The sequence below is a fragment of the Alteromonas sp. C1M14 genome, assembly GCF_018860965.1.
Taxonomy (GTDB): domain Bacteria; phylum Pseudomonadota; class Gammaproteobacteria; order Enterobacterales; family Alteromonadaceae; genus Alteromonas.
The window spans coordinates 347,364-373,178 of record NZ_JAHKQF010000018.1 but is presented as its reverse complement, the minus strand read 5'-3'; the positions used below and the strand labels follow the sequence as shown (position 1 = coordinate 373,178).

Below are 25,815 nucleotides of genomic sequence, written 5' to 3'. Positions count from 1 at the left end.
GCAGATAAAAAACGCTAACTAGCCCTTTTCTACCTGACCGAACTCTAGGTCTACCGGGGTAGAACGACCGAAGATCAATACAGACACTTTTACGCGGCTTTTTTCGTAATCCACTTCTTCGACCACACCGTTGAAGTCGGCGAAAGGTCCATCGGTAACCCGAACCACTTCGCCCGGTTCGAACAAAGTTTTTGGTTTTGGCTTATCGGTAGATTCTTCAAGACGATTTAATATGGCGTCAGCTTCACGTTTGGTGATAGGCATAGGACGGTCAGACGTACCGCCAATGAAACCGAGTACACGAGGTACACTTTTCACTAAGTGCCACGATTGCTCGTTCATTTCCATTTCAACCAACACGTAACCTGGGTAAAACTTACGCTCTGACTTACGCTTCTGGCCAGCACGCATTTCGACTACTTCTTCAGTAGGCACCAGTACTTGTCCGAAGTACTTTTCCATGCCATGCATTTTAATGTACTCAAGCAGGGTCTTCTTTACCCGTCCTTCATACTGAGAGTAAGCCTGCACGACATACCAACGTTTGTTGTTTTCTTCCGGCGCCTGACTTTCTTCAGGAACTTGATTATCTTCAGGAACTTGATTTTCTTCAGACATATTACACTCCGATTCCGGTGATGAAGGCAACGAGTCGCACGATGATCCCATCAAGGCCCCAAAGCAACAATGCCATGATCAATGTTGCTGCCATAACAATAAGGGTGGTTTGGTTTGTTTCTTGACGCGTTGGCCAAATAACTTTACGCACTTCCATGCGAGATTCTTTGGCAAAGTTAAGAAAAGCACTGCCTTTAACTGTGGTGGCAGCTATCAATCCAGCAATAGCTACAACCGCAACGGCTACCAGCGCACGAATCAATACCGAGAATTCATCAAACATGTGGTTTGCGGCAATAAGACCTGCCAACAAGGCAAAGATTACCAGCCATTTCATCATATCCAACGGGTTGGATGTACTTTCCGTTTTTTCGCTCATTTCACGATCCTAGCAATACTGCGTCAGTCTCTACAAACTACTTCATAGAGTTCAATTCTGGCAGGGGTGGAGGGACTCGAACCCCCAACCATCGGTTTTGGAGACCGCTGTTCTACCAATTCGAACTACACCCCTAAATGTCTTAAGTTAAGACAAAATTTGGTTACACTACCCTTGTGAATGTTTGGCGTTTCTTTGTGAAAAATCGCGGAATCGCAAGGGAGGGAGGCGTATTATACCGATCCTTGCCCGAGATACAAGCAAACAAATGCACTGTATTGTGTACAAAAGAAATCCTCTTACAAACCGAGTAATTGCCCCTGATATCCTTATTCAACGCCAATAAATCCGCCGGTTTGATGAGCCCAAAGCTTCGCATAGAGGCCTTTTTTAGCCACCAACTCCTGATGGGAACCAGACTCCACAATCTCACCTTGGTCGAGTACAAGCAGCCTATCCATTTGCGCAATGGTCGATAAACGATGAGCAATGGCCAGTACGGTTTTGTTGTCCATCACCGAGTTCAAACAATCTTGTATTGCCGCTTCCACTTCTGAATCCAATGCGGAGGTGGCTTCATCCAAGATTAATATTGGTGCATCTTTTAGCAATACCCGAGCGATGGCTATACGCTGGCGCTGTCCTCCCGACAATTTAACCCCCCGCTCTCCCACATGGGCATCGTAACCGGTACGACCTTGATTATCAGAAAGGGTAAGAATAAAGTCGTGGGCCTCTGCTTGCTTAGCTGCGCGAATCACCTCTTCTTCCGTCGCGTCAGTACGTCCATAAATGATATTGTCTCGCACCGAACGGTGCATCAGTGAGGTATCTTGGGTCACCATGCTAATTTTTTCCCGCAACATCTCTTGGGGCACGGATTCAATGGGTTGACCGTCTAGGGTAATCTGCCCCGCGGACGTATCATAAAAACGCATCAATAAATTGACTAAGGTCGATTTTCCTGCCCCAGAGCGGCCTACCAGCCCCACTTTTTCACCTGGCTTGATGGTAAAATTTAAATCGTCAAATACCTTAATCGCCCTATCATCACTGTCCACATAGGCAAAGTTCACATGATTAAACCCGATCTCGCCGCCATTAAGGATGAGCTGATTAGGTGTTTGTGGATCTTTAACTTTCACCGGTTTAGCCAAGGTGTTCATGCCATCTTGTACTGTCCCTAGATTTTCGAACAACGATGAAACCTCCCACATGACCCAATGGGACATGCCGTTTAAGCGCAACACCAAACTGATCGCAATGGCAATATCACCGGGACTCACGATGTTCTGTAGCCACAAATAAATCGACAATGCACCCACTGCGAATATCAACACCGCGTTGGCCAGTTCTACGCAATTTTCTAAAATCGTTACCAGACGCATTTGGGGATGTACTGTTTTGAGAAACACGTCCATACTTTCTTTGGCGTAATCGGCTTCACGACGACTATGGGAAAACAGTTTCACCGTAGTGATATTGGTATAGCTATCAACTATTCGTCCGGTCATTTCAGAACGGGCATTAGCTTGGGCTTGAGAGACCTGCTTTAGCTTTGGCACCAGCACCCGTAAAATACCGATGTAAACAAAAAACCACACCAGTAGCGGTAAAGCTAAACGCCAGTCTGTGGAAAAGATCAGCACCACCATCGACACAAAATACACGCTAATGTAGACCATCAGATCCAGTAGTTTCATTACCGTTTCACGGACAGAAAGTGCCGTTTGCATGACTTTGGTAGCAATGCGACCGGCAAATTCGTTATGAAAAAAGCTCACGCTTTGTCCTAACAAATAACGGTGAGCCTGCCAGCGTATACGCATGGGGTAATTCCCCATTAACGACTGTCGATTGAACAATGAGCGCAACAAAATGCAACCTGGGATCAACACCAATACCACCAGCGCCATGCCGGTAAGCGTCCAAGCTTCTTCAGCTAAAAAATCACTACGTTCATGTTGACCAAACCAATCAACCATCTGTCCGAGAAACCCAAACAGGGTGACTTCAAGGATGGCAATAATGGCACTAAGTAAGGAAACCGCACCAATGATTTTCCACATTCCTTGGGAGTAATAACGACAAAAAGCCATTAATCCTTTGGGGGGTTGACCAGGAGGGATATCAGGAAACGGCTGAGTCAGCCGTTCAAAAAAAGAAAACATAGATGTGCTCAGGTTTATTCATTAAACCCTAGCTTAGTGAGGATAGATTCAACTTTTTCAAGGTGTTTATCTTGCCATTGGGACAATGTCATCTCCCCATCGTTCTTGGTGCGGGCTTTCGCAATCTCTAACGCATCTGCAGCTTCTGCTAGGGGGATAACGGCGATCCCTTCTTCGTCAGCCACAATGATGTCGCCAGGATGCACTTCTACACCGCCACAATTAATAACCTGATTAAGAGGGGACAATGTTTCTTTCGCGCCGGGTTTCGGACAAGCGCCTCGGGCATATACAGGAAACCCCATCTCACGGACCTCCCCCACATCGCGTATCACGCCATCAATGACAAACCCAGCAACACCTCGTTCCTGGGCAATGGCACACACATTGCCGCCTGCTAATGCATACATATCGTCGGCCTCGGCAACAATGATATCCCCAGGACTCGCTCGGTAAATGGCAGCGTGAAACATAAGATGGTCGCCTGGGGCGCATTTTACCGTATAAGCAGGCCCTGCAATCTTCGGAGCCGGACTCCACAGCGAATGGATTTTGTAATCCATAAATTGTGATCGGGGCAATGCATCAGCATATTCGCACACCGAAACGGACGTAAACTCTTCGTACATGATGGCTCCTTTCAAACTATAGTCGCTAAATTAACTATAACACTTTCCCATTCATGTGCATTTTTTCGCCGTTAATACTCACAATAACCTGCCGTGTTTTCAGCGGTGTAACCCCCTATCCTAGCTTTCTAGCACGCACCCGTTTGCCTTTGATTTTGCCTTCCCGAAAAAGCTTCAACGCACGCTTGACGCTGCGGGCTTTAACCGAAACGAAACTCTGGGCATTTTGCACCTGGATTTTACCAATATCGTCCGCCGGTAATTCGGCATCCTTGACTAAAGAGCCAAGAAAATCCCCCGGTCGCAGCTTTTGCTTTTTACCCGCATTGATATGTAAGCACACATATTCAGGTAGCTTTATACGATTAGCGTGAAAACGTACACTTGGCCCACCTTTCAGTGGAATATTCACCTCACTAAAGGCTTCAATTTTAGTGAATTGGTCTTGTTCTGAAGGCCCCACCAAAGACACAGCCAGTCCTTTCGTACCGGCTCGCCCAGTTCTTCCGACGCGGTGAGTATGGGTGTCCACATCTTCACTGATGTCCACGTTAATAACGCAATCCACCTCTTTGATATCCAGCCCTCGTGCGGCCACATCCGTGCCCACCAAAACTGACAACGCCTCGGCGGCAAAGCGAGCTAATACCTCTGTTCGTTCCCGCTGCTCCATGTCACCTTGTAATCCCGCAGCAGAAAACCCTTCGCTAACTAAGGCCTCGGTGACTTCCACAACGCGACGACGTGTATTACAAAAGAGAATGGCTTTTGTAGGCTGTAAGGTAGTCAGTACCCCTTTTAACACCGTCAGCCGCGTATGCTCTTCCACCGAGAACGCCCGTTGTTCTATGTCTGGGTTTGAGGTGCTTTTTTCTTTTGCCAAAAATTCATGGGCTTGATGTAAATACCTTGCCGCCATATTCTGAATACCCGACGTCCAGGTAGCCGAAAACAACAACGTTTGAACTGGACTTGGCATGGCATCAAAGATGGCGTCTACATCTTCTGCAAACCCCATATCGAGCATACGGTCGGCCTCATCGAGTACCCGACTGATCACGCCATCTAAACGTAGTCGACGTTTTTGTAGGTGATCTAATATACGGCCGGGCGTGCCTACCACGACATGAGCACCATGCTTTAAGGATTGGATTTGAGGCCCCATGGGCTCACCACCACACAATGTTTGCACCTTCAGGTTTGCCATACATTGGCCCACCTCTCGATACTGCTGTGCTACCTGGGCAGCCAACTCACGTGTGGGACAAAGCACCAGCACTTGTGTAGAAAACTGACTGACCGTAACCGTATTTAGGGTTGCCACGGCAAAGGCGATGGTTTTACCGCTTCCGGTTTGCCCTTGGGCCATAATATCTTTGCCATCGAGTGCCGCTGGCAATGTACCGGCTTGAACCGATGTCATAGAAGGAAAACCAAGACGTGACAACGCTGTTTGAAGTTCGTCCCGAATAGTGCTGATGTCTGAAAATTGATTCATTATTTTTGATTTACTTGATAAAGGTATATAACGCCATCCATGAAGCTATAATCCGTTTGATTTCTGCCGTTCATATCATGGACCCATTGCTTCGCCCATTTCTGATATTGACCTGTACGTTTTACATTATCTGCCGCCCGCTTAAATCGCGCGGCCAGTTCTTCTGATGTGCCTGCCTTCGACATGACCAACCAGGATTGCGCATTCATAATAGGACTAACCGGCCTAATATCCACGCAAGGTTCTATTTGCTGCTGACAGCCTAATTCTATGGCCCGTTTAGAGGCAAAAACCACATCAGCTCGCTGATGAATAACCCCTTCAATAGCATCATGCCAAGAATCATATTCTACCGTTATCAACCCCTGACTGCGGGCGATATCACCGCGAAAATCACGCTTGAGCACGGCCATAATGGTATCATCTGGCACCTGTTTTAGTGAGGAATAAAACGCGTCTTGATCACCGTACAATCGATACTCATTTGCCGTCAACGGTGTAATCCAATGAAACAGGTCTTCTCTGTCGGGGGTTCGCACCACGGCAAAGGCCAATACATTTGGCTGGTAGAGTGCTTCTCTGTATAAACGCTTCCAGGGGGCGGCGAGAACAGGTTTAACTAACCCCGCCTCATTCATGATCCGTTTGACTATTTCTGCATTGTACCCCACCATTTCCGAGCGACCATTGAGCTTTGCGAATTCCCCTGCCAACTCCCCCAGTACCCACAATTGTTCGTCCTTATCTATGCCAATGGTCGATCCCAGTTTTAAGGTACCGTTAACATAGGAAGCGGCCAGTCCATACTGATTAAATTGACGTATGGTGGCATTGGAAAGACGGGCAAACTTTTCGCTGCTTTTAAAGCGAGTCGCCGCATTGGTGAGTGTTTCTGCCAGTTCGTCACTGCCCTCATATTTCGGCAACACCAGATAGCTTACCGGCGTACTGTGGGTTAACACAGGCACTAACGAAGAACAGTCTAAATGTGCAGATTTGCACACCAAATTTAGGCCATACGCAGAAAATAAGATCCCTTCAACCCGGTCACGCAGTAATGCTTCCACCGCTTGGGCCCACGAATTGACCGCCATAATCGATTTTACACCGGATTCACGAAGTATTGTTTCTCGGTAGTCTTTTCGCAATACCGACACCGTGGGCAACGTATTGAGAGACCTGATTTCAAGATCCGTGTACGCCGATCCTTTCTTAACAAATAGTTGATTAGACGTTGCGGTGACTGAAGTAAGCCAGTGAAATGACGCTTCCCGTTCTGGGGTGCGTACCACTGAGGCACCAAGTTGCCTTGGTGTCACAGCAAGATCCGCTAACATGCGGGCAAAGGGTTCGGGGCGCAGATTACCGATATAACCGGCCTCTAACAGCATGCCATTGATAACATCAATGGTATAGCCACTTAATTCGCCCGAAGCATCAAGATCGGAAAAAACGGGGACAGGGTTAACAATGACAGGTAAAGACTCTGCATTGCTCCAACTAGCAAAACACCAAACGGCTACAAGCCAAATCTTTATTCGGGTTAAGTTAATGACTGCTCCAACTTCCACTTCAATGTTTTCCCTGCAGCAAAAGGTACCATTTCGGTACCATCAGGTAAGGTAACGATTTCTGGTACTGTCCAAGGTGATTCGATCAGCGTAATCGTACCGTCATTAATTGGCAGACCATAAAAATTCGCCCCATGAAGACTAGCAAAGCCTTCTAGTTTGTCCAATATACCCAACGAATCAAATACTTCTGCGTACAGTTCAATAGCGCTCCACGCGCTGTAACAACCGGCGCAACCACATGCGTTTTCTTTACGATGTTTAGCATGAGGCGCAGAGTCGGTACCGAGAAAAAACTTCGCTGAGCCCGTTGCCACGGCTTCTTGTAACGCTTGCTGATGACTATTTCTTTTTAATACCGGCAAACAATAATTGTGAGGCCGAATTCCGCCGACTAAGAGATCATTACGGTTAAGCATCAAATGCTGCGGCGTAATTGTTGCGCCCACATTTTTATCGGCGGCAAAGACAAACTCTGCAGCGTCTGCGGTAGTAATGTGCTCAAAAACAATTTTTAGCTGGGGGAACGCATTAACGATAGGCCGTAAATGGGTTTCTATAAAAACTTTTTCGCGGTCAAAAATATCCACATGACTTTGGGTCACCTCACCGTGAATAAGTAGCAATAGCCCCTGCTCTTGCATCGCTTCAAATACGGGATAAAGTGCCTGAATTCCGGTTACCGCAGCATCAGAATTCGTGGTTGCACCAGCAGGATAAAGTTTACAAGCCACCACCCCAGCAGCCTTTGCAGCGGCGATATCTTCTTTGCTGGATTGATTGGTCAAAAATAGGGTCATTAAAGGTTCAAATTGGCTACCGGCGGGTCTTGCAGCTTCGATACGCCCTTTATAATCCATGGCCATATCGGCGGTGGTTACCGGTGGAACCAGATTAGGCATCACGATAGCTCGCGCGAAGCAGCGGGCGGTGGCGGGCACCGTTTCTGACAGCATGTCGCCATCACGAAAATGAAGGTGCCAATCATCTGGTGTGCGAAGAGTAAGCGATTGCATTGGGTGGTTGCCTATTAAAAAGTCTGATAGGGCAATTATGCCTCAAACCCCCACTTTCTGCAGCAATTCTCTCGCTACTCGCCCTATCAAAAGCACCTTTTTAGTACCTAGTTAACCTTTTTTGGTATAAGCCGCGATAATCACAATTCGGGTACCATTTACTTTACCTTCAATATGCAATGGATTATCGCTAAGACTGATGTTGCGTACCGGCGTGCCTCGTTTCGCTGTAAACCCCGCCCCTTTTACGTTTAAATCTTTAACTAGGTGAACATTATCGCCCGCAACAAGTGCCGTACCATTGCAATCTAGGGTCGGCTCTTTGTCGAGATCCACCAGTCCGGCTTCCCCCCATTCTCGAACATTGTCTTCTAAATACGCAATATCGAGTAAATCTTGGGCCCATGTTTCACTTTTCAGCTTGTTTAGCATGCGCCATGCCGTCACCTGAACCGGTGGAACGGGAGACCAAATAGCTTCATTAAGACAGCGCCAATGGGCAGGATCAAGTGGTGCTTCACCGGCCAATTGATCGCGACACGTCTGGCATGCTGCCAGGTGGGTATCTGATTGTGAGTCTGGAGTAAAAGGGACTTCATACAAAGCTACTAAGTCTTTACTGCCACATAATTCACAGGTATTGCCTGCACGCGTCATTACACGAGTTTCCAAAATGTATGCTCCGTCACGTTATAAAGGCCCAATTTTAGCAGGGTTTTAAAGGGATCCGTTATCAATTCATTGCATTTTATCTATATTTATCTTGGTTAACGTAAATTAATTGGCTAACGTCATAACCTAATGCTTCGGCTTTATCGACCAAACTATCGAGGGTATCGGGTGCTAAGGTTTTCGTTCTCGACAGCACCCATAGATAAGAACGATCCGGCCCTGAAACTAACGCGTAACGGTAACTTTCGTCTACCGACACCACTACGTAGCTGGCATAGAAAGGGCCAAAGAAGGACACTTTTAAATAACCGATGGACGGGTTTTCTACAAAGTATGCCTTTCCTTCTGCCTCTTCCCATTCACCACTTTCGTCATTAAACCCTTTATTCAGTACATTGATACCACCATCATCCCGCAAGGTATACGTGGCTGTGACATTAGATAAACCCTCTTCAAAGGAATGAGGTAACCGCGCTATTTCATACCAGTTACCTAGATAACGGTCTGCATCAAAATTTTCTACCGGCTTTACACCGTCAGGGACGGATGTACAACTCGCTAATAATAAAAGTCCTGCTGCTATCCAAAGTAACCGCTGCATATCGTGCTCCTAAGGGTATTCGTATTAATGTACCTACTACTCTATAGGCTTATTTTGACCAAATGGTTTCATTCATCATCACCCATTTCGCCTTTTCAGGTATCAAGTAAGGCCAGTGCGCCTAATACTCCTGACTGTGTCCCCAACCCCGGAAGACAAATAATATCGCTAAAAGCCACTTTTGGTGGCAACACAATATAGTCGTTCAGACTGATTTGGGTTTTATCAATAATGCGTTCAACGATGCCTTGCTTTTGCATCACACCACCACCGAAAATAATACGTTGGGCGCTTAGCCCTACCAGCAGGTTGTGACACAATTGTGCGAGTACATCGGTGAGTTTATCCCAAGCGGGATGATCATCGGCAAGGGTGTCTGATGGTTGCCCCCATATTTTGCCTAAAGAGGTACCGGACGCTAACCCCTCTACACAATTGCCATGGAAAGGACACACGCCTTGTATACCGTCAGGGGGAATCACTTTGAAATGGCCTATCTCTGGATGCACCAAACCGTGCAGCGGTTTACCGTGAATTACCACTCCGCCCCCCACGCCAGTACCTACCGTGATGTAAACACACACATCGGTGCCTTGGGCAGCGCCCCACCGAGATTCAGCTAAAGCCGCGGCATTGACGTCGGTATCAATCACCACATCACAATTTAGGGCGTCGGCAAAAAAAGGGGCAATGGACACATAGGACCAATTAGGCTTAGGGGTTTTTGTGATAAAGCCATAGGTATCTGATTGGGGATTGAGATCTAACGGGCCAAAACTGCCTATCCCCATTTGTTTGAAATCGTAGCCGGCCTCGCGCTGTGCCTTGAAAAAATCCACGCAAGCGTTGAGCGTTTTTTCTGGTAACGCGGTGGGCACCCGAACCTGTTCCACCACTTCCTTAGCTTTGTTTACAATTGCGCAGTTGAATTTGGTGCCACCTGCTTCGATGACTGCATAGTACTCATCATTTAATGCCATAGTTATACGCCTTCGTTGGTCAATTAAAAGCAACCTTAAACATGTATCTTAGCAGCCAAACCGTATCTTAAAACAGAGGTTTGAAGTGGTAACAAATAAAACCTCCATCCTAGAGTAAACTTATCTGTCATCTAGGGCGTAGATAAGAATGAAAAAAACGTCGCAAATTTTCATTTACGCTATAATTAGGAGACCTCATCAGCCGCCCTACGGATTACAAACAAAAAACTTCCTATACGTCGTTCAAGTCCCTCACATCAGCGAACCAAAGCGGGGGTCGTGGTTGTTATACTTACAAAAGGAATACCTATGAATGCGTCCTATGAACACGAATATCTGTGTCCACATTGCGGCCATCTAAATGTGACCGAAGTCGAAACGGAAAAAGACATGTATAGGGAAAAGTACGCCACCTGCTCACAGTGTGATGTGAAGCTGGAAATCGTGCCTGCTGAAGGCATAGAAGATAGGATTAATTTGATTGTTTCTGTGGCATTTACAGATGCGGTCTCACGCTGACAGTTTGTGCTCAGCGTGTGAACGAAAAGGGCTAATACTAGCCCTGAAAGAATTCCTGCCTCAATATTGCATCGCTAGCAAATTGACCACCCAGTGCCGAGGTTCGGGTATAAGAGTTTGTATCGCGGATCCCACGGGCCTTCACACAATAGTGCGTGGCGTTAATGCATACGGCAACATCGTCGGTTCCCGCCAAGGTTTGAATCGCCACCAGTACCTGTTGAGTTAAACGCTCTTGTACTTGCGGGCGCTGAGCAAAAAAACTTACCAAGCGATTTAATTTCGATAAACCAATTACCGTGTCTTTCGGGATATACGACACCGACGCCGTACCATCGATGGTTACAAAATGATGCTCACAGGTACTGGTAAGACTAATATCTGACACCTGAACCGGTTGATTGAGTTTCATTTTATTCTCAATGACCGTAATTTTAGGGAAGTTTCGGTAATCCAGCCCACCGAAAATCTCATTGACGTACATCTTAGCAATACGCGCAGGGGTATCGGCCAAACTGTCGTCGCTACGATCTAGGCCCAATGTATCCATGATGTCTGTCATTGCAGCTTCAATCCGTGAACGCTTTTCGTCGTCTGTCAGGCCATTACGAACCATAGGGGTTTCTAGGCCTTTTTCTTCCAACGCAGCTCTTACTTGGGCTGCCGATGGAGACAAACCAGGCTCTATAACCTCACGTACTACTACCGCTTCATTTGATAACATTGCTATATTCCGAAACCACCTAATATCTGTAAATCAGATATTATTAACTTTATTAACTACACAACTTAAGGAGTTCGCTTTGTCTAACCCTGTGCTGATAACGGGCGCTTCCCAACGAGTGGGTCTTGCCATCGCCACCGACCTGTTAAACAAAGGCTACTCGGTCATTATAACATACCGCACTCACAAAGCGGCAGTTGACACATTAAGAGACGCAGGTGCGATAACTATTCAGGCTGATTTTAGCACTGACCTGGGCGTTAAGCGATGCATTGAAACGATTAAATCTCATACACACACATTAAGAGGGATTATCCACAATGCATCGTTATGGGATTCAGAAAAGCACACCACCGACTACAGCACTTTGTTTGATTCAATGATGCAGATACACGCTAAGGCACCGTATCTTCTGAATATGGGGCTAAAAGATCTGCTTACAAGAGACACCACGGTGGCAGATATCATTCATATAACCGATTTTGTTCAAGACACAGGCAGCGAAAAACACATTGCGTACGCTGCTAGCAAAGCGGCATTGCACAATCTCACCCTGTCTTTTGCCAAACTGCTGGCCCCTTCAGTCAAGGTGAACACCATCGCACCAGCCTTACTCATGTTTAACGATACTGATGACGACTCCTACAAAGCGAAGGCATTAGAAAAATCACTCATGGCTTGTGAACCCGGCGCGGTAGCGGCGGTGGAAGGGGTGAACTATTTGCTCAATAACACGTATGTGACCGGAGAAACATTACAGGTCAATGGTGGGCGTCACCTCAAATTCAGCTAAAAAATACGTTGAGTATTGGTGTGTAAAAGTGGAAAGGATATACTTGCCCCGGCTTTCAACCTCTTATGCTGGATACTTTCATGTCGAACCTTAAAGCTTGCCTTCTTGCCGAGTGGGAACCCCTTGATGCGGTTATTCTCGCTTGGCCCCATGCTCATACTGACTGGGCGCCTTGGTTAGAAGACACGCGCCAGACCTATCTGTCGCTAATAGAACAGATAAATGACGCCGACGCCGGCGTGATATTGTTGTGTCTACAAGAGGATATAGCGACGCTAACGCCACGGCTGTCGCCAGATGCTAGGGTGTTGATTGTCCCAGCCCAGTACAATGATACCTGGGCCCGAGATTTTGCTTTTTTAACCTGTAAAAGCCCCACTCATCCGCACCGGCAACCGGTGGAGTTTACCTTTAACGGCTGGGGAGGAAAATTTGACGCGCAGCAGGACAACCAAGTAAATCAGCGCTACCTGGCAGAGCTTTGCGCGCTTCCGCTACGTACCATAGAAATGGTGGCAGAAGGCGGCGCGTTGGAAATCGATGACCAGGGCCACCTGCTCACCACAGCTCAATGCCTACTGAATCCCGGTAGAAATAAAACCATGCCGTTGCACGTTTCTGTGGATACCTTAAAAAATGCACTGGGCTGCCAGCAGGCAACGGTTTTCCAGCACGGCCATCTTGAAGGCGACGATACCGATGGACACATTGATACCTTGGTGCGCTTTACCCCTGATGGCGGCTTAGTTATTCAAGGGGCTGATAATCGCCCTGATGACAGTCACTATGCAAGCTTATCAGCCTTATGTGAAGAATGTGCCGCTTACTTACCCGATCACAAGCAATTTCGCTTGCCCTTACCCCATATCGACAATGACGCTGGTGAACGACTTCCGGCGTCCTACGCTAACTTCTTAATTTGTAATCAAAGGGTGTTATTTCCCGTTTATGGCGTGAATGAAGATAAAGAGGCAATAAGGGTGATCACCGATGCCTTCCCATCACATACTATAGTGGCGGTCAATTGCGCGACACTGATACGCCAATTCGGTAGTTTGCACTGCATCTCGATGCAAATTCCCCAACACACCTTGCGTCCTGAGGTACTATCCCAACTCAATAAAGGAGTGACAACTTATGTCTCGTAAATCTCTTAAGGTCGGCATAGTCCAGCAATCTGTAGCCGACAACAATAAAAAGACTAACTGGGAAAACAGTGCCAAACAGATCGCCGATTTAGCGGCAAAGGGCTGTGAATGTATTTTACTTCAGGAACTGCACAGTACCTTGTATTTCTGTCAACAAGAAGATACCGATGCCTTTGATCTTGCGGAGCCTATTCCCGGTGCAGCCACTGCTTTTTTTGGCGCATTAGCGGCAAAACACAATATCGTGCTGATCACGTCTCTATTCGAAAAGCGGGGGTCGGGTCTTTACCATAATACCGCCGTGGTATTTGACCGTAGCGAACACATTGCCGGCCAGTATCGAAAAATGCATATTCCAGATGATCCTGGTTTCTATGAAAAATTCTATTTTACTCCCGGCGATACGGGTTTCGAACCCATTGAAACCAGTGTCGGCAAACTAGGCGTGTTAGTGTGCTGGGATCAGTGGTACCCCGAGGCTGCCCGATTAATGGCCATGGCCGGCGCTGACATTTTATTTTATCCCACCGCCATTGGCTGGGACAAAAACGATTGTGATGCAGAGCAACTGCGTCAGCACGACGCTTGGCAAACCATTCAACGCTCCCATGCAGTGGCAAACTCGGTGCCCGTGGTGGTTGCTAATCGAACTGGTTTTGAAGCCTCACCGGTAAAGGGAGATCCTGGTATCCAATTTTGGGGTCAGAGTTTTATTGCCGGTCCTCAGGGTGAAATACTGGCCAAAGCGTCGGCGGATAAAGAAGAAACTCTCTGGGTAGAATTGGATATGCAAAGAACCGAACAAATCAAACGTATTTGGCCGTATTTCCGTGACCGCCGTATAGATGCCTATGACGAACTCACTAAACGCTGGCGGGACTAATATCGCCAGCCCTTTGGGTTAAACCTGATAAATACGATCTTGATATATCAAGTAAACGTGCCGGCTAACCGGGTTGATAAGGTTTTTAATTACCTCACTATCAATACTTAAGCCGCCGGTGTATTGGCCAAATGCCGGCATGATCAGGGTGTGGCCATTGTGCACAAAGCATTTCCCCTGATACCGGCGTGAGGCAACCGTAAGGTGACTTTTCGGATGAAAGTGGCCAACCACTTGAAAACTGGTTTCGTCGTTTTCAGGTTCGTGCTGAAATACCATATCTTGACGATGCACAGCCATTGTCTGTTCTCCTCCTGCAGCAACAGGAATTGCAGGATCATGATTGCCTAAAACCCAACACCATCGACTGCACCCTGTTACCAATTGGGCCAAATTGGCTTTATCTTCCGCCAACATCCGATTGTAACCATGGGCATCATGGAAACTGTCTCCTAAACATATGACTTCTGAGGGTTGATATTGACCTAGCACGGCGGCCAATCGTTTTAAGGTAGCTCGGGTATCAAGCTGAGCCACAGGATTGGCATACGCGGCGAGATAACTGGCTTTTTCGAAGTGTAGATCGGATACCACCAGCGAGTCGAAGGCAGGAAAATAGAGGATCCCGCGACTATCAAGCAATGCGATCTGCCCCCCAAACTGGATCGCTGTTACCTGCTTGCGTGTTACAAGTTGTGTCAGTATTGCCTGATTAATCGCCACCTAACAATGCCCTCACCTCATCGAGCATACTTTCTGCTTCTTTATATAATTCGGCCTGGGCGATCAATTCATGGGCCCCTGCTCCTGTAATAGATTCACTACCTAAAGCCTGCACCATAGGGATAGCCAAAGGAGAAACCTTTGGTAAGTCCTGAAACACTAACTTGTCATGAAAGCGGATCAGCATGTCAGCTAACCGCCTAAGATCCAATAACTCCCTTTCGGCGTCCATGCGCGTAACCGTTAACAGAATATGGTCAGGATCATGCTCCCGTAAGGTGTCGTAAATCAAATCGGTGGAAAACGTGATCTGCTTCATGGTTTTACTGCGGCTATGGTAACGCTGCTCGGTTAATCCACTCACCACGGCGACTTGTCTAAAAGAACGTTTTAACATGGGCGCGTGTAGCATCCAGTCTTCCAATTCATCACCTAAAATATCAGGCTGAAACAGGGTGTTGAGCATCCGTTTATCGAGGGTTTCGAGCATCGCCACAGACAGCCCATAATCGGTAGCAGAAAAGCTTAGGGGTTTGAGCCCTTTTTTCTCCATCCGCCGGGTCATCAGCATGCCGAGGGTTTGATTTGCCTTGCGCCCTTCAAATGTATAAAACAACACCTGATTGGCTTTGCGATAGGGAAACTGCTCTACCAAAATATTATCATTGGAAGGTAAAGTCGAAAAAGCACGCTGTAACTGCAACCATTGTTGCACCTGCAATGGCAATGTCGCCCAGCTATTGGGATTTTTCAAAATCCCCCTAACTTCATCGGCAAGAAAAGTGGACAGCGACAACTGCCCGCCCGTGTAACGAGGAATTTTAGGATCCTTTGACTTAGCGGGCTTGCCATGCAATTGCATATCACGAATCGCTTCAAATTTGAGCACTTCACCGGCAAATAAGAAGGTGTCGCCAGGCACAAGTTGCTGGGCAAAATACTCATCCACATCGCCAACGATGGTGCCTCGGTTCCCCCGGGTTATCCGTTTCACTTTTAGCCGTCCGGCTTCAACAATAGTGCCTATATTCTGCCGGTGACGCTGTATTACCCGCTGTGACGCTGGACGAAAAAAGCCCCCTTCATCAACGGTCATACGCAAAAATCGACCGTATCCGTTAAGCGCCTCACCACCATTTGCGGCAAACCGCCACAGTCGGTCAAACTCCGCTTTAGTCACATCTTGGTAAGGTGGTGCGTTCACTACCTGTTCATACACTTGGTCACGTGTGGTAGGCCCACTGCACACACAATTGACGATAAACTGAGGCAGCACATCCAGCGCGCCTGGGGTTAAGGTCTCAGCATCCAGCTTACCTTTGGCAATGGCCTCAATGGCAGCCTTACATTCAATGGCCTCAAAGCGGTTTGCTGGCACTAACAACGCTTGACTAGGCTCATCGAGTCGGTGGTTCGCTCGTCCAATACGTTGTAACAAGCGGCTAATTCCTTTTGGCGCTCCTACTTGAATAACAAGGTCAATATTGCCCCAATCGATACCGAGCTCTAGCGCTGATGTACTTACTATGGCCCTCAGCTTATTTTCTGCCATTAGCGCTTCGGTCTTTCGCCGCTGCTCTTTTGCCAAGGCACCATGATAAAGCGCAATAGCCAGACCATCACGATTTTGTTCCCATAACATCTGAAAGACCCGTTCGGCCTGTGCTCTGGTGTTGACGAACACCAACGCCGTCTTGGTTTTCTTGATCGCTTGATACACCGCTTCCATTGCATAGCCGGCCATAAACCCGCCAAATGGCATGCGCTGGGTAGGTGCCAACAGGGTAACGTCCGGTTGAGTTATCTGGGGCACATGTACAACCTGAGCAGGCTCTCCGGTTACTCCTAACCAACGACTTATGCCTTTTGGGTCCGCCACCGTCGCGGACAAACCAATGCGTCGATGTTGCGGGGCTATCTCGTTTAATCGCGCTAGTGCCAGTGCAGTGAAATCGCCCCGTTTATTCCCCACCAGGCTGTGCACTTCGTCAATTATCACCGAATGTAGGTTTTTGAAAAACGTCGCCCCGTCACTGTAGGACAATAACAGCATTAATGATTCTGGGGTGGTGAGCAAAATATTAGGTGGCTTTTTACGTTGTCGCTGACGTTTATAGGACGAAGTATCACCGGTGCGAGTTTCTATTGAAATGGGTAACGACATCTCGGCGACCGGTGTGGTCAGATTACGATGAATATCGTTAGTCAGGGCTTTTAGCGGCGAAATATACAGGGTATGTAACCCGCTACGGGGATGTTTGTATAAATCGGCCAGTGACGGCAAAAAACCAGACAACGTTTTACCCGCACCGGTGGGCGCGACCAATAACGTGGATCGATGGCTAGACACGGCAGACAGCATTTCCCGTTGATAGGCACGCAGTGTCCAGCCCTGTTGTTTAAACCATCGGTAGAAAAGGTTGGGAAATCGTTTGGCCATAGTATCCATCTTTTGCTAAACCAATACGCGGTTGTAGCCCGTTCAGTTTACTTTTTGCTGGTAAATCCACATCTTTTTCAGCCATTTATACGTACTAAGATAGACCTAACCGCAGGAGTTTATTTTGCACCCTGAACACTGGATGTCCGTGGAAGAAGCTGGCCTATTTTGCCGCCCTGCCAACCTATACATCGACCCCATGCTGCCGGTAACCCGCGCGGTGGTGACCCATGGTCACGGCGATCATGCTAGGTCGGGGCACCAATGTGTCTACGCTTCCGCCCTTACTTTAAAGATAATGACCACACGTTACGGTGAAGACATGGCGGTATCGCCCCTACCTCTTAGGATGGGCGAGTCGGTAGTGCTAGGGGACGAGCATGATCCCGTTTTACTCACACTCTACCCTGCCGGTCATATTTTGGGCTCCTGCCAAGTATTGCTTGTTTATCGAAACACGCGATTGGTGATTTCTGGAGACTATAAACGACGAGACGACCCAACCTGCCCTCCTTTTGAGGTGATCCCCTGCGATGTTTTTATTACTGAAGCCACGTTTGGGTTACCCGTATTTACCCACCCGCCCATTGAGCAAGAGATTCAAAAACTGCTGACCTCACTACGGGTGTTTTCCCATAACTGCCATCTGGTGGGCACCTACGCACTAGGTAAATGCCAGCGGGTTATCATTGCACTTCGTCAGGCCGGCTACCACAAACCGATTTATATCCATGGCGCATTGGAAAAACTATGCAAATTGTATGCAGATGAAGGCCTCGAACTTGGCGAGTTAATTCTGGTAAATGACGTAATAGACAAACAAACCTTGACCGGGGAAATTGTCTTAGCGCCCCCTTCAGCCCTCAATGATAGGTGGTCACGAAAGCTCCCCGATACACGAACCGTGTTAGCCTCTGGATGGATGCAAATTAGAGCCCGCGCCAAACAGCGACAAGTGGATTTACCGTTGATCATCTCTGACCATTGCGATTGGCCTGAACTTATCCAAACCCTTGAGGAGGTGTCGCCACAAGAAGTATGGGTAACCCATGGCCGTGAGGACGCACTGGTTTATCAAGCGTCCCGTATGGGGTTTAAAGCCAAGGCACTGTCTCTTATCGGGTATGAAGAAGACGAGGAGAATGGGTAGTGGAGGCCTTTAGTGAACTACTTGAACAACTTTACTTTACCCGCGGAACGAAGGCTAAAGCCACCTTAATAGAAGATTATTTGCACCGTACCCCCGACCCAGACCGAGGTTGGGCAGTCGCGGCTTTAGCCGGAGAGCTTCGATTCGACTTTTTTAAACGCAATACAATAAAAGCGCTCATGCTCACTCGGACCGACCCCACCCTCTTTGCGCTCAGTTACGATTATGTAGGGGAAATGAGCGAAACCGTGGCCCATTTATGGCGACCAGAAGAAAACAAAGCTTGGACGACGCCGTTACCGGGGCTTGCTACGCTGGTTGATCAGTTTGCTGTTGCAAAAAAGCAGCAGGTACCCAACCTTTTAGCGCAATGGTTAGACGTGATGACACCAGCTCAGCGCTGGGCGTTAATCAAATTAGGCACCCGTGGGTTACGAGTTGGCATATCGGCGCGCAGTATGAAACACATTCTGGCCAACTACGGTGGTGTTTCTATCAATGACATCGAAGCCCTATGGCATGGCATTGCCCCGCCTTATTCCACTTTGTTTTCTTGGCTCGACGGCACAGGCCCTAAGCCTGATATTGCTAACCAGGTCACATTTCATCCTGTGATGCTCGCCCACCCTCTTGATGAGCAAACACGGCAAAAGTTAGTCATAAAGGATTGGCAAGTAGAAGCAAAGTTTGACGGAATTCGTGTCCAGCTAGTCTCGAAACCGTCGGGCAAAGCCCTGTTTAGCCGCACCGGTGATGATATTAGCCACGCCTTTTCTGACCTATTAGATACCATTGACCACCATTGTATTTTAGACGGTGAACTCCTGGTGATGCATGGTGCGAAAATCGACACCTTTAATCAGTTGCAAAAAAGATTGAACAAAAAACGCCCTTCTAGCAGTCTGATGGCTTCACTACCTGCAGCCATGATGGTTTACGATGTGTTGCAGTATGACAATAAGGCGTTGTCCCACCTTCCTCTTTCTCAGCGAAGAAGCGCACTGCAGTCCCTAATGGCCAAGATGGCCAACCCCCGTTTACATTTAAGTCCATGCTATGACGTGACTAGCCACGAACAATTAGCCCTCCTTCATCACAGCCTGTGTAAGACGCCAGAAAACGAAGGGCTTATGCTTAAGCGTAAAGACAGCCACTACATTCCAGGGCGACCAAAGGGTATTTGGTACAAATGGAAACGTGACCCGCTATTGGTGGATGCAGTTATTATGTATGCCCAGCGCGGGCACGGAAAACGCTCGAGCTATTATTCTGATTTTACCTTTGGCGCGTGGGAAGGCGATACACTGCTGCCCATCGGTAAAGCCTATTCTGGTTTTACCGATGCAGATTTAAAGAAACTCGACAACTGGGTTCGCCGACATACGGTTGGCCGCTTTGGCCCTGTCAAAGAAGTGCAAAAGAAATTGGTGGTAGAAGTGGCCTTTGATGCCGTACACCTATCCACAAGGCATAAATCAGGTCTGGCTTTGCGATTCCCCCGCTTTCATCGAATTCGGTGGGACAAACCCGCCGACGAAGCAGACTCCCTAGACACAGTGAAAGCCCTCATTCCCCCTTCATCTCACCATGGCGATTAATGCCTATGCGCTGTGTTTAAAACTGGCCATGTAGTTCACCGCCTGCGATGAGCTCGCCCGCCATACCCCGTTTAGAGGATTCAGCGCAAAGCCGGTAATATGCTGACGGACAAAAGCCCCGCTTAACCAGCGTTCCAACTCGGCAGGTTTAACAAATTTCGTCCAGTCGTGAGTGCCTATGGGTAAGTATCGCATTATGTATTCGGCACCAACAATGGCCACAAAATAACTACGCACCGTACGATTTAACGTCGCCAAAATAAGTAAGCCGCCGGGCTTTACCATGCTGGCACATTCCTTTATTAACTGTTCTTGGCAAGGCACATGCTCCACTACCTCGGCGTTAATCACGATATCGTACTGATGCCCGCTAGCGGCCCATTGGGAGGCCAGTGTGTGATGATAAGAAATGGCTAGGTTACTGCGGGCAGCATGACGCCGCGCCACTTCAACACTCACACCACTGGCATCAATACCGGTAACTTCCGCGCCCCGTTTTGCCAACGGTTCACAAATCAGGCCACCGCCACTCCCCACATCCAGCACAGACAAGCCATCAAGCAGCTTATCCGCCGCGCCATGGGGCTTAAAGTGATGCTTGATGGTACTGACGATGTAGTCGACTCGCACAGCGTTAAACGCCAGTGAAGTTTTATAATGCCCCTTTGGATCCCACCAGGAGCTTGCCAACGCATCAAAGCGGGCGATTTCCTGTTCATCCATATTTGGCTGGGACACGGTTTGACTCAACTGACTTTTATCTAGCATTCCTATCTCCACATTACATACTGGGTGAATAGGACGATATATCCCATTGTCACACTTAGTGGAATAATACGGTCAAACACTGCTTTGCGCTCAAAACCCGGACAATATTTCCCAATGCTTTAAGGCGTTCTTATCACCATTAGCCGCGTTTCTGTCATATCTTCGATGGCGTAACGAACACCTTCTCGACCTAATCCGGAATCCTTCACGCCACCGTAAGGCATGTTATCCACCCGCCAACTGGGTACATCACCGATAATAACGCCCCCCACATCCAAAGTATCCCAAGCTTGATGGGCTTTATAAAGATCCCGGGTAAAGACTCCCGCCTGCAACCCATAACGGCTATTATTCACTTGGTCTAACGCAGAATCAAAATCGTCAAAAGGTTGTAACACACAAAGGGGACCGAACGCTTCTTGCGCACTGGCGTTACAATCCTCGGGCACATTTTCCATGACGGTTGCTTCCAACAACGCCCCTTTACGGGTTCCACCGCATAGAATAGTGGCTCCACTCGCCCGTGCTTGCTGGATCCAATCCTCAAGACGCTTAGCTTCAGACTCGGAAATCATCGGGCCAATAAACGTCTCTTCATTGGCGGGATCACCACTGACCAACTCCGATGCTTTAGCTACAAATTTTTGCCGAAAGTCATCGTAAATGTTTTGATGCACCAAGATACGCTGCACACTGATGCAGCTTTGCCCTGACTGATAGAAAGCTCCCACAATGATGCGAGAGACGGCATCATCAAGATCGGTATCCTCATCCACCACACAGGCAGCATTTCCACCTAACTCCAATACCACGGGTTTCTTTCCCGCTTTCGCTTTCAGCGCCCAACCCACATCTGGCGAACCGGTAAAGCTAAGTAACTTTAATCGCTCATCGGAAGTAAACAAGTCAGCGCCGTCCCGGCTACAAGGTAGAATAGAGAACGCGCCTTTCGGTAACGCCGTTTCTGCCAATACTTCGCCAATAATAAGGGCGCCAATAGGGGTACGGGAGGCCGGTTTAAGTACAAAGGTACATCCTGCCGCTATGGCAGGTGCCACCTTATGAGCGGCTAAGTTCAGTGGAAAGTTAAACGGTGAGATAAACGAACAAGGTCCAATGGGAACTCGTTTGGTCATGCCCTGATACCCTTTCGCTCGTGCTGATATTTCAAGGTTGAGCACTTCACCTTCTATGCGAACGCTTTCTTCAGAGGCAATTCTGAACGTATCGATAAGGCGGGTTACTTCTCCTTGCGCGTCATTAATGGGCTTGCCTGCTTCTATACACAAGGCTTTGGCTAGTTCATCTTTGCGTTCAGTAAACCGAGCAATACAATGGTCTAGCACGGCCTTTCGTTCATAGGCTCGCATTGCTGTCATGGCTGGCTGCGCCTGTTGTGCGGCGGCGATGGCCTTATCAATCACCTTCGCATCGGCTTTGGCCACACGGGTAGCAACCTCGCCGGTGTACTTATTAGTCACACAGAGGTCTTGATTAGCAAACACCGGTTCACTGGCAAGGTAGTAGGGATAGCTGTCTTTTAACATGCTAGGCTCCTTATAATTTATCACTAAGTTCGCGGATTGTTTGATTTAACGTCTTATCATTCATGCTGTAATCCACGGGACAATCAACAATGTGCACACCTGGGGTGGAAAGACAGGTTTCGATTTGCTTGGCTAACTCCTCAGTTTCGGTGATACGCCACCCCTGTGCACCATAACTTTTTGCATACTCAACGAGGTCGGGATTACCGTAATCCAAACCAAAATTGTCTAATGACATATGAGATTGCTTCCATTTGATCATGCCGTAGGCATCATCACGCAATACCACCACAGTGAGGTCAATACCAAGCCTGACGGCGGTTTCTATTTCCTGACTGTTCATCATAAATCCCCCGTCCCCGCAGACACTCATCACGGGCACGTCTCGGTGCACTAGTTTGGCGGCAATGGCTGAGGGAAGCCCCGCCCCCATGCTTGCCAGGGCGTTATCAAGTAATAAGGTATTGGGGTGATAAGCGGGGTAATTGCGTGCAAACCAAATTTTGTAGACACCGTTATCGAGGGTCACAATGCCATCGTCGGGCATGACCTTTCGCACGTCGCGCACAAACCTTTCTGGTAACACGGGAAAGCGGCCATCATCTTCGGCTTCACCACGGTGTTCAACATAAGCCTCGTGAACATCTTTATAGAAGTTCAACTTCCAGCTTTTTTGCGGTGTGATTTTTTCTTTAATCTGCCAGAGACTGTTGGCGATATCTCCTACTACTTCGGCTTGTGGAAAATAAACCGGGTCCACCGCCGCTGGTTCAAAGTTAATGTGGATAACTTGCTTGCCATCGTCGTGCATAAAAAAGGGCGGTTTTTCTACCACGTCATGACCTACATTTATGATCAGATCAGCGCGATGAATAGCTCGGTGAACAAAATCACCATCGGACAATGCCGTATTGCCGGCAAAGAGCGGATCACTTTCATTGAGTACCCCTTTCCCCATTTGCGTGGTAATAAATGGGATGCCGGTTTTATCCACCAATTCCCGCAGCATTTTTGCCGTTAATTTTCTATTTGCACCCGCCCCAATCAGAAGTAATGGTGAGCTAGCCGACTCAATCATCGACACAGCATTGTTGATGGCTTTATATTCAGCAATAGGCCGGCGGGTGTAGCTCGGTGAAAGAATGGGCGCCTTGGTGTCTTCTGTGGCAATATCTTCAGGTAATTCGATATGCACCGCACCTGGCCGTTCTTCTGTGGCCAACCGGCATGCTTCACGGATAATAGACGGGATACGATCGCCACTTACCACTTGATTGGTATACTTGGTAATCGGCCGCATCATATCGACAATATCAATTACCTGAAACCGCCCCTGCTTACTGGTTTTTATCGGTTTTTGTCCAGTGATCATAAGCATCGGCATGGCGCCTAATTGGGCATAGGCGGCTGGGGTTACCAGATTGGTCGCGCCAGGGCCTAAGGTAGCTAAACACACGCCCACTTTACCGGTCAGACGTCCATAGGTGGCCGCCATAAAACCGGCCCCTTGTTCATGGCGGGTTAAAATCAGTTTAATCGATGAGGTTCTTAAAGACTCAAGTAGGTCGAGGTTTTCTTCCCCTGGAATACCGAAGATGTATTCAACACCTTCTGCCTCCAAGGCTTTTACAAAAAGATCTGACGCTTTCATAGATCGTTGCACTCCGTTATCTAACATTTCCTCTTGGCTTTATTGGCGCGGAGAAAATATGAATCGAGTACAAGGTGCTACGGTTAAAAGGATGAAAGCGTTTACCGATAATTGGATTTTGAGACGGGTAACTGTCTAGTCAGATAACTTTTCCCGCCACTGTTGTAGTTTTTCAGCCGTGTGCTTATCAACCGCCCCTTTGTTGTTGCTAATCCACCACTTCTCCATGATGCGCACATTTTTCTGATTAGATTTAAAGAAGAAATCGGCAATATCACCAAACACAGGTATAAATCCGATGGCAAAATCTAGCAGCGCATTGCGTACCATCGCCGACACCAACGCCTTAGGCATGCCCAATGACTTTCCTAGCATCACAATGCGCAAACCCGCTAGCAGCATTAATCCATCACCAAGACCTGGCAATAATCCAACAATAGAATCTAACCCGATGCGAAAGGGGATCACGGGTAATTTCACTGCGGTATCCAGTACGTTTGCCCACTTCTGCGCCTTTAACAAAGGCGCAGGTGCACGAACCTCGGTGTTTTTGCTCATGTTATTGCTGTGCTCCTTTAGCCTTAGCTAACGATTCACGAAGACCATTGTCGTCACTTATGGCTTCATCCCACCCGTGTAGTTGGGTATGAATAAGATTAAATAGCATGTCCATGTGGGCCGGTTGGTCATTGAGCGCGGGGATATACTCAAAATTCTCGCCTCCGGCCTCCATAAAGTAATCACGGTTTTCTTCACCAATCTCTTCGATGGTCTCCAAGCAATCAGCAGAAAAACCCGGGCACATAACCTGAACGGATTTCACCCCTTTTGCCGGTAGCCCTTTCATCGTGGCGTCGGTGTAGGGCTGTAACCATTCTTCTCGGCCAAAACGGGACTGAAAAGTGGTCATGTATTGGTCCGGTTGTAAGTTAAGTGCTTGGGCCAATAACCGTGAGGTTTTATGACATTCACAATAATAGGGATCACCTAAGGTCAGATAACGCTTAGGGATCCCATGAAAAGACATGAGCAATAAGTCAGCCTGACCATGGGTCTGCCAATGAGCCCGTACACTCTTTGCTAGCGCCTCTATATACTCTGCATTGTCATGGTAATGGGTGACAAACCGCAATTCGGGCATCCACCGACGTTGGGTAAAATCTGCCGCCACGGCATCAAAGGTAGAGGCGGTTGTCGATGCGCAGTACTGCGGGTATAGAGGCACAACAACTAACTTGCGGACACCTTGAGCAAGCATGCCGTCAATCACATCGGCTATTGCAGGGTGGCCATAACGCATGGCGAACTCCACCACTACGTTTTCACCGTATTTTTCCTGACAACGAGTAGCAAGGGCGGCTTGTTGCTTTTTAGTGATAGCCATCAAGGGCGAGCCTTCGTCTGTCCATACACTGGCATACGCCGCGGCAGACCGTTTAGGACGAATATTTAGAATCACACCGTTGAGTATCATCCACCACAGCAACCGCGGTACTTCTACCACCCGTGGATCAGAGAGAAACTCCTTTAGGTACGTTTTCAACGCCGACTTAGTGGGCGCTTCTGGGGTACCTAAATTGGTTACCAACACACCAATGCGATCACCCTGTTTATGGGAAAAATCAGGCGTATTTATATATTTCATGCTGTATGAACCTAAACATATTTATATGGATTAACTGTATTATACTAACAAGCTCAAGGTTTTGATCCCCGTTAAACAAGTAATTACTCGA

24 protein-coding genes and 1 tRNA gene are annotated in these 25,815 nt (G+C 47.9%); 6 read left to right on the top strand and 19 right to left on the bottom strand.

Annotation, left to right across the window (positions count from 1 at the left end; translation table 11 throughout):
- Positions 1-18 precede the first annotated feature (18 nt).
- The 11 genes from nusG to KO501_RS18115 form a co-directional block, all read right to left on the bottom strand.
- Complete coding sequence (nusG, locus tag KO501_RS18165) at positions 19-618, bottom strand: transcription termination/antitermination protein NusG (RefSeq protein WP_252728550.1); 600 nt, start codon at positions 616-618, stop codon at positions 19-21.
- Between the two features lies 1 nt (position 619).
- Entirely contained in the window at positions 620-997 is a 378-nt protein-coding gene (secE, locus tag KO501_RS18160; RefSeq protein WP_216031101.1) for a preprotein translocase subunit SecE, read from the bottom strand.
- Positions 998-1,055: 58 nt separating this feature from the next.
- Positions 1,056-1,132: transfer RNA gene (locus KO501_RS18155), tRNA-Trp, on the bottom strand.
- 194 nt (positions 1,133-1,326) lie between these two features.
- Positions 1,327-3,168: an ABC transporter ATP-binding protein gene (locus tag KO501_RS18150; protein WP_216031100.1), complete on the bottom strand. Its 1,842-nt coding sequence runs from the start codon at positions 3,166-3,168 to the stop codon at positions 1,327-1,329.
- Between the two features lie 14 nt (positions 3,169-3,182).
- On the bottom strand, positions 3,183-3,797 hold the full coding sequence (locus tag KO501_RS18145; protein WP_216031099.1) for an RraA family protein: 615 nt from the start codon (positions 3,795-3,797) through the stop codon (positions 3,183-3,185).
- Between the two features lie 115 nt (positions 3,798-3,912).
- A complete protein-coding gene (gene dbpA, locus KO501_RS18140; RefSeq protein ID WP_216031098.1) occupies positions 3,913-5,295 on the bottom strand; it encodes an ATP-dependent RNA helicase DbpA in 1,383 nt (460 codons plus the stop codon).
- The gene (locus KO501_RS18630) at positions 5,295-6,866 is read right to left on the bottom strand and encodes a transporter substrate-binding domain-containing protein (protein WP_216031097.1); all 1,572 of its coding nucleotides are present in this window, start codon (positions 6,864-6,866) and stop codon (positions 5,295-5,297) included. The genes dbpA and KO501_RS18630 overlap by 1 nt, the downstream gene beginning before the upstream one ends.
- Positions 6,839-7,882 carry a dihydroorotase gene (pyrC, locus tag KO501_RS18130; protein WP_216031096.1) on the bottom strand — a complete coding sequence of 348 codons (1,044 nt, stop codon included), beginning with the start codon at positions 7,880-7,882 and terminating at the stop codon, positions 6,839-6,841. Before pyrC ends, KO501_RS18630 begins: the two co-directional genes overlap by 28 nt.
- Before the next feature lie 111 nt (positions 7,883-7,993).
- Entirely contained in the window at positions 7,994-8,557 is a 564-nt protein-coding gene (locus tag KO501_RS18125; protein WP_216031139.1) for an alkylphosphonate utilization protein, read from the bottom strand.
- Positions 8,558-8,630: 73 nt separating this feature from the next.
- The gene (locus KO501_RS18120; RefSeq protein ID WP_216031095.1) at positions 8,631-9,155 is read right to left on the bottom strand and encodes a lipocalin family protein; all 525 of its coding nucleotides are present in this window, start codon (positions 9,153-9,155) and stop codon (positions 8,631-8,633) included.
- Between the two features lie 95 nt (positions 9,156-9,250).
- A complete protein-coding gene (locus tag KO501_RS18115) occupies positions 9,251-10,135 on the bottom strand; it encodes an ROK family protein (RefSeq protein WP_216031094.1) in 885 nt (294 codons plus the stop codon).
- A gap of 309 nt (positions 10,136-10,444) precedes the next feature.
- Here KO501_RS18115 and KO501_RS18110 point away from each other — a divergent pair, with 309 nt between their 5' ends.
- Positions 10,445-10,654, top strand: a complete 210-nt coding sequence (locus KO501_RS18110) for a hypothetical protein (RefSeq protein ID WP_216031093.1) — start codon at positions 10,445-10,447, stop codon at positions 10,652-10,654.
- A gap of 37 nt (positions 10,655-10,691) precedes the next feature.
- Here the strand turns inward: KO501_RS18110 and folE are convergent, their stop codons facing one another.
- Positions 10,692-11,378 (bottom strand): GTP cyclohydrolase I FolE, encoded by a 687-nt coding sequence (folE, locus tag KO501_RS18105; RefSeq protein ID WP_216031092.1) that lies wholly within the window; start codon positions 11,376-11,378, stop codon positions 10,692-10,694.
- A gap of 79 nt (positions 11,379-11,457) precedes the next feature.
- On the opposite strand from folE, the gene folM reads away from it, so the two are divergent.
- The 3 genes from folM (at position 11,458) to KO501_RS18090 (ending at position 14,202) form a co-directional block, all read left to right on the top strand.
- The gene (folM, locus tag KO501_RS18100; RefSeq protein WP_216031091.1) at positions 11,458-12,171 is read left to right on the top strand and encodes a dihydromonapterin reductase; all 714 of its coding nucleotides are present in this window, start codon (positions 11,458-11,460) and stop codon (positions 12,169-12,171) included.
- A gap of 80 nt (positions 12,172-12,251) precedes the next feature.
- Positions 12,252-13,319, top strand: coding sequence for an agmatine deiminase family protein (locus KO501_RS18095; protein ID WP_216031090.1), 1,068 nt, complete (start codon positions 12,252-12,254; stop codon positions 13,317-13,319).
- On the top strand, positions 13,309-14,202 hold the full coding sequence (locus KO501_RS18090) for a carbon-nitrogen hydrolase (protein WP_216031089.1): 894 nt from the start codon (positions 13,309-13,311) through the stop codon (positions 14,200-14,202). Before KO501_RS18095 ends, KO501_RS18090 begins: the two co-directional genes overlap by 11 nt.
- 18 nt (positions 14,203-14,220) lie before the next feature.
- Here the strand turns inward: KO501_RS18090 and pdeM are convergent, their stop codons facing one another.
- Together pdeM and KO501_RS18080 are read right to left on the bottom strand one after the other, a co-directional pair.
- Entirely contained in the window at positions 14,221-14,925 is a 705-nt protein-coding gene (gene pdeM, locus KO501_RS18085) for a ligase-associated DNA damage response endonuclease PdeM (protein WP_216031088.1), read from the bottom strand.
- On the bottom strand, positions 14,915-17,365 hold the full coding sequence (locus tag KO501_RS18080; RefSeq protein ID WP_216031087.1) for a ligase-associated DNA damage response DEXH box helicase: 2,451 nt from the start codon (positions 17,363-17,365) through the stop codon (positions 14,915-14,917). Before KO501_RS18080 ends, pdeM begins: the two co-directional genes overlap by 11 nt.
- A 124-nt stretch (positions 17,366-17,489) precedes the next feature.
- Between KO501_RS18080 and KO501_RS18075 the strand changes: the two genes are divergently transcribed.
- Together KO501_RS18075 and KO501_RS18070 are read left to right on the top strand one after the other, a co-directional pair.
- Positions 17,490-18,515, top strand: coding sequence for a ligase-associated DNA damage response exonuclease (locus KO501_RS18075; RefSeq protein WP_252728547.1), 1,026 nt, complete (start codon positions 17,490-17,492; stop codon positions 18,513-18,515).
- Positions 18,515-20,113 carry a cisplatin damage response ATP-dependent DNA ligase gene (locus KO501_RS18070; protein WP_216031086.1) on the top strand — a complete coding sequence of 533 codons (1,599 nt, stop codon included), beginning with the start codon at positions 18,515-18,517 and terminating at the stop codon, positions 20,111-20,113. The genes KO501_RS18075 and KO501_RS18070 overlap by 1 nt, the downstream gene beginning before the upstream one ends.
- A gap of 3 nt (positions 20,114-20,116) precedes the next feature.
- Here KO501_RS18070 and ubiG read toward each other — a convergent pair whose 3' ends face one another.
- The 5 genes from ubiG to hemH all read right to left on the bottom strand — a co-directional run bounded on the left by ubiG (position 20,117) and on the right by hemH (position 25,724).
- Positions 20,117-20,881: a bifunctional 2-polyprenyl-6-hydroxyphenol methylase/3-demethylubiquinol 3-O-methyltransferase UbiG gene (gene ubiG, locus KO501_RS18065; RefSeq protein WP_216031085.1), complete on the bottom strand. Its 765-nt coding sequence runs from the start codon at positions 20,879-20,881 to the stop codon at positions 20,117-20,119.
- Positions 20,882-21,000: 119 nt separating this feature from the next.
- Positions 21,001-22,428 (bottom strand): aldehyde dehydrogenase family protein, encoded by a 1,428-nt coding sequence (locus tag KO501_RS18060; protein ID WP_216031084.1) that lies wholly within the window; start codon positions 22,426-22,428, stop codon positions 21,001-21,003.
- A 10-nt stretch (positions 22,429-22,438) separates the two neighbouring features.
- Positions 22,439-24,079, bottom strand: a complete 1,641-nt coding sequence (locus tag KO501_RS18055) for an acetolactate synthase large subunit (protein WP_216031083.1) — start codon at positions 24,077-24,079, stop codon at positions 22,439-22,441.
- A gap of 135 nt (positions 24,080-24,214) precedes the next feature.
- The gene (locus KO501_RS18050) at positions 24,215-24,637 is read right to left on the bottom strand and encodes a DUF4112 domain-containing protein (RefSeq protein WP_216031082.1); all 423 of its coding nucleotides are present in this window, start codon (positions 24,635-24,637) and stop codon (positions 24,215-24,217) included.
- A 1-nt stretch (position 24,638) separates the two neighbouring features.
- Positions 24,639-25,724: a ferrochelatase gene (gene hemH, locus KO501_RS18045; protein WP_216031081.1), complete on the bottom strand. Its 1,086-nt coding sequence runs from the start codon at positions 25,722-25,724 to the stop codon at positions 24,639-24,641.
- Positions 25,725-25,815 lie beyond the last annotated feature (91 nt).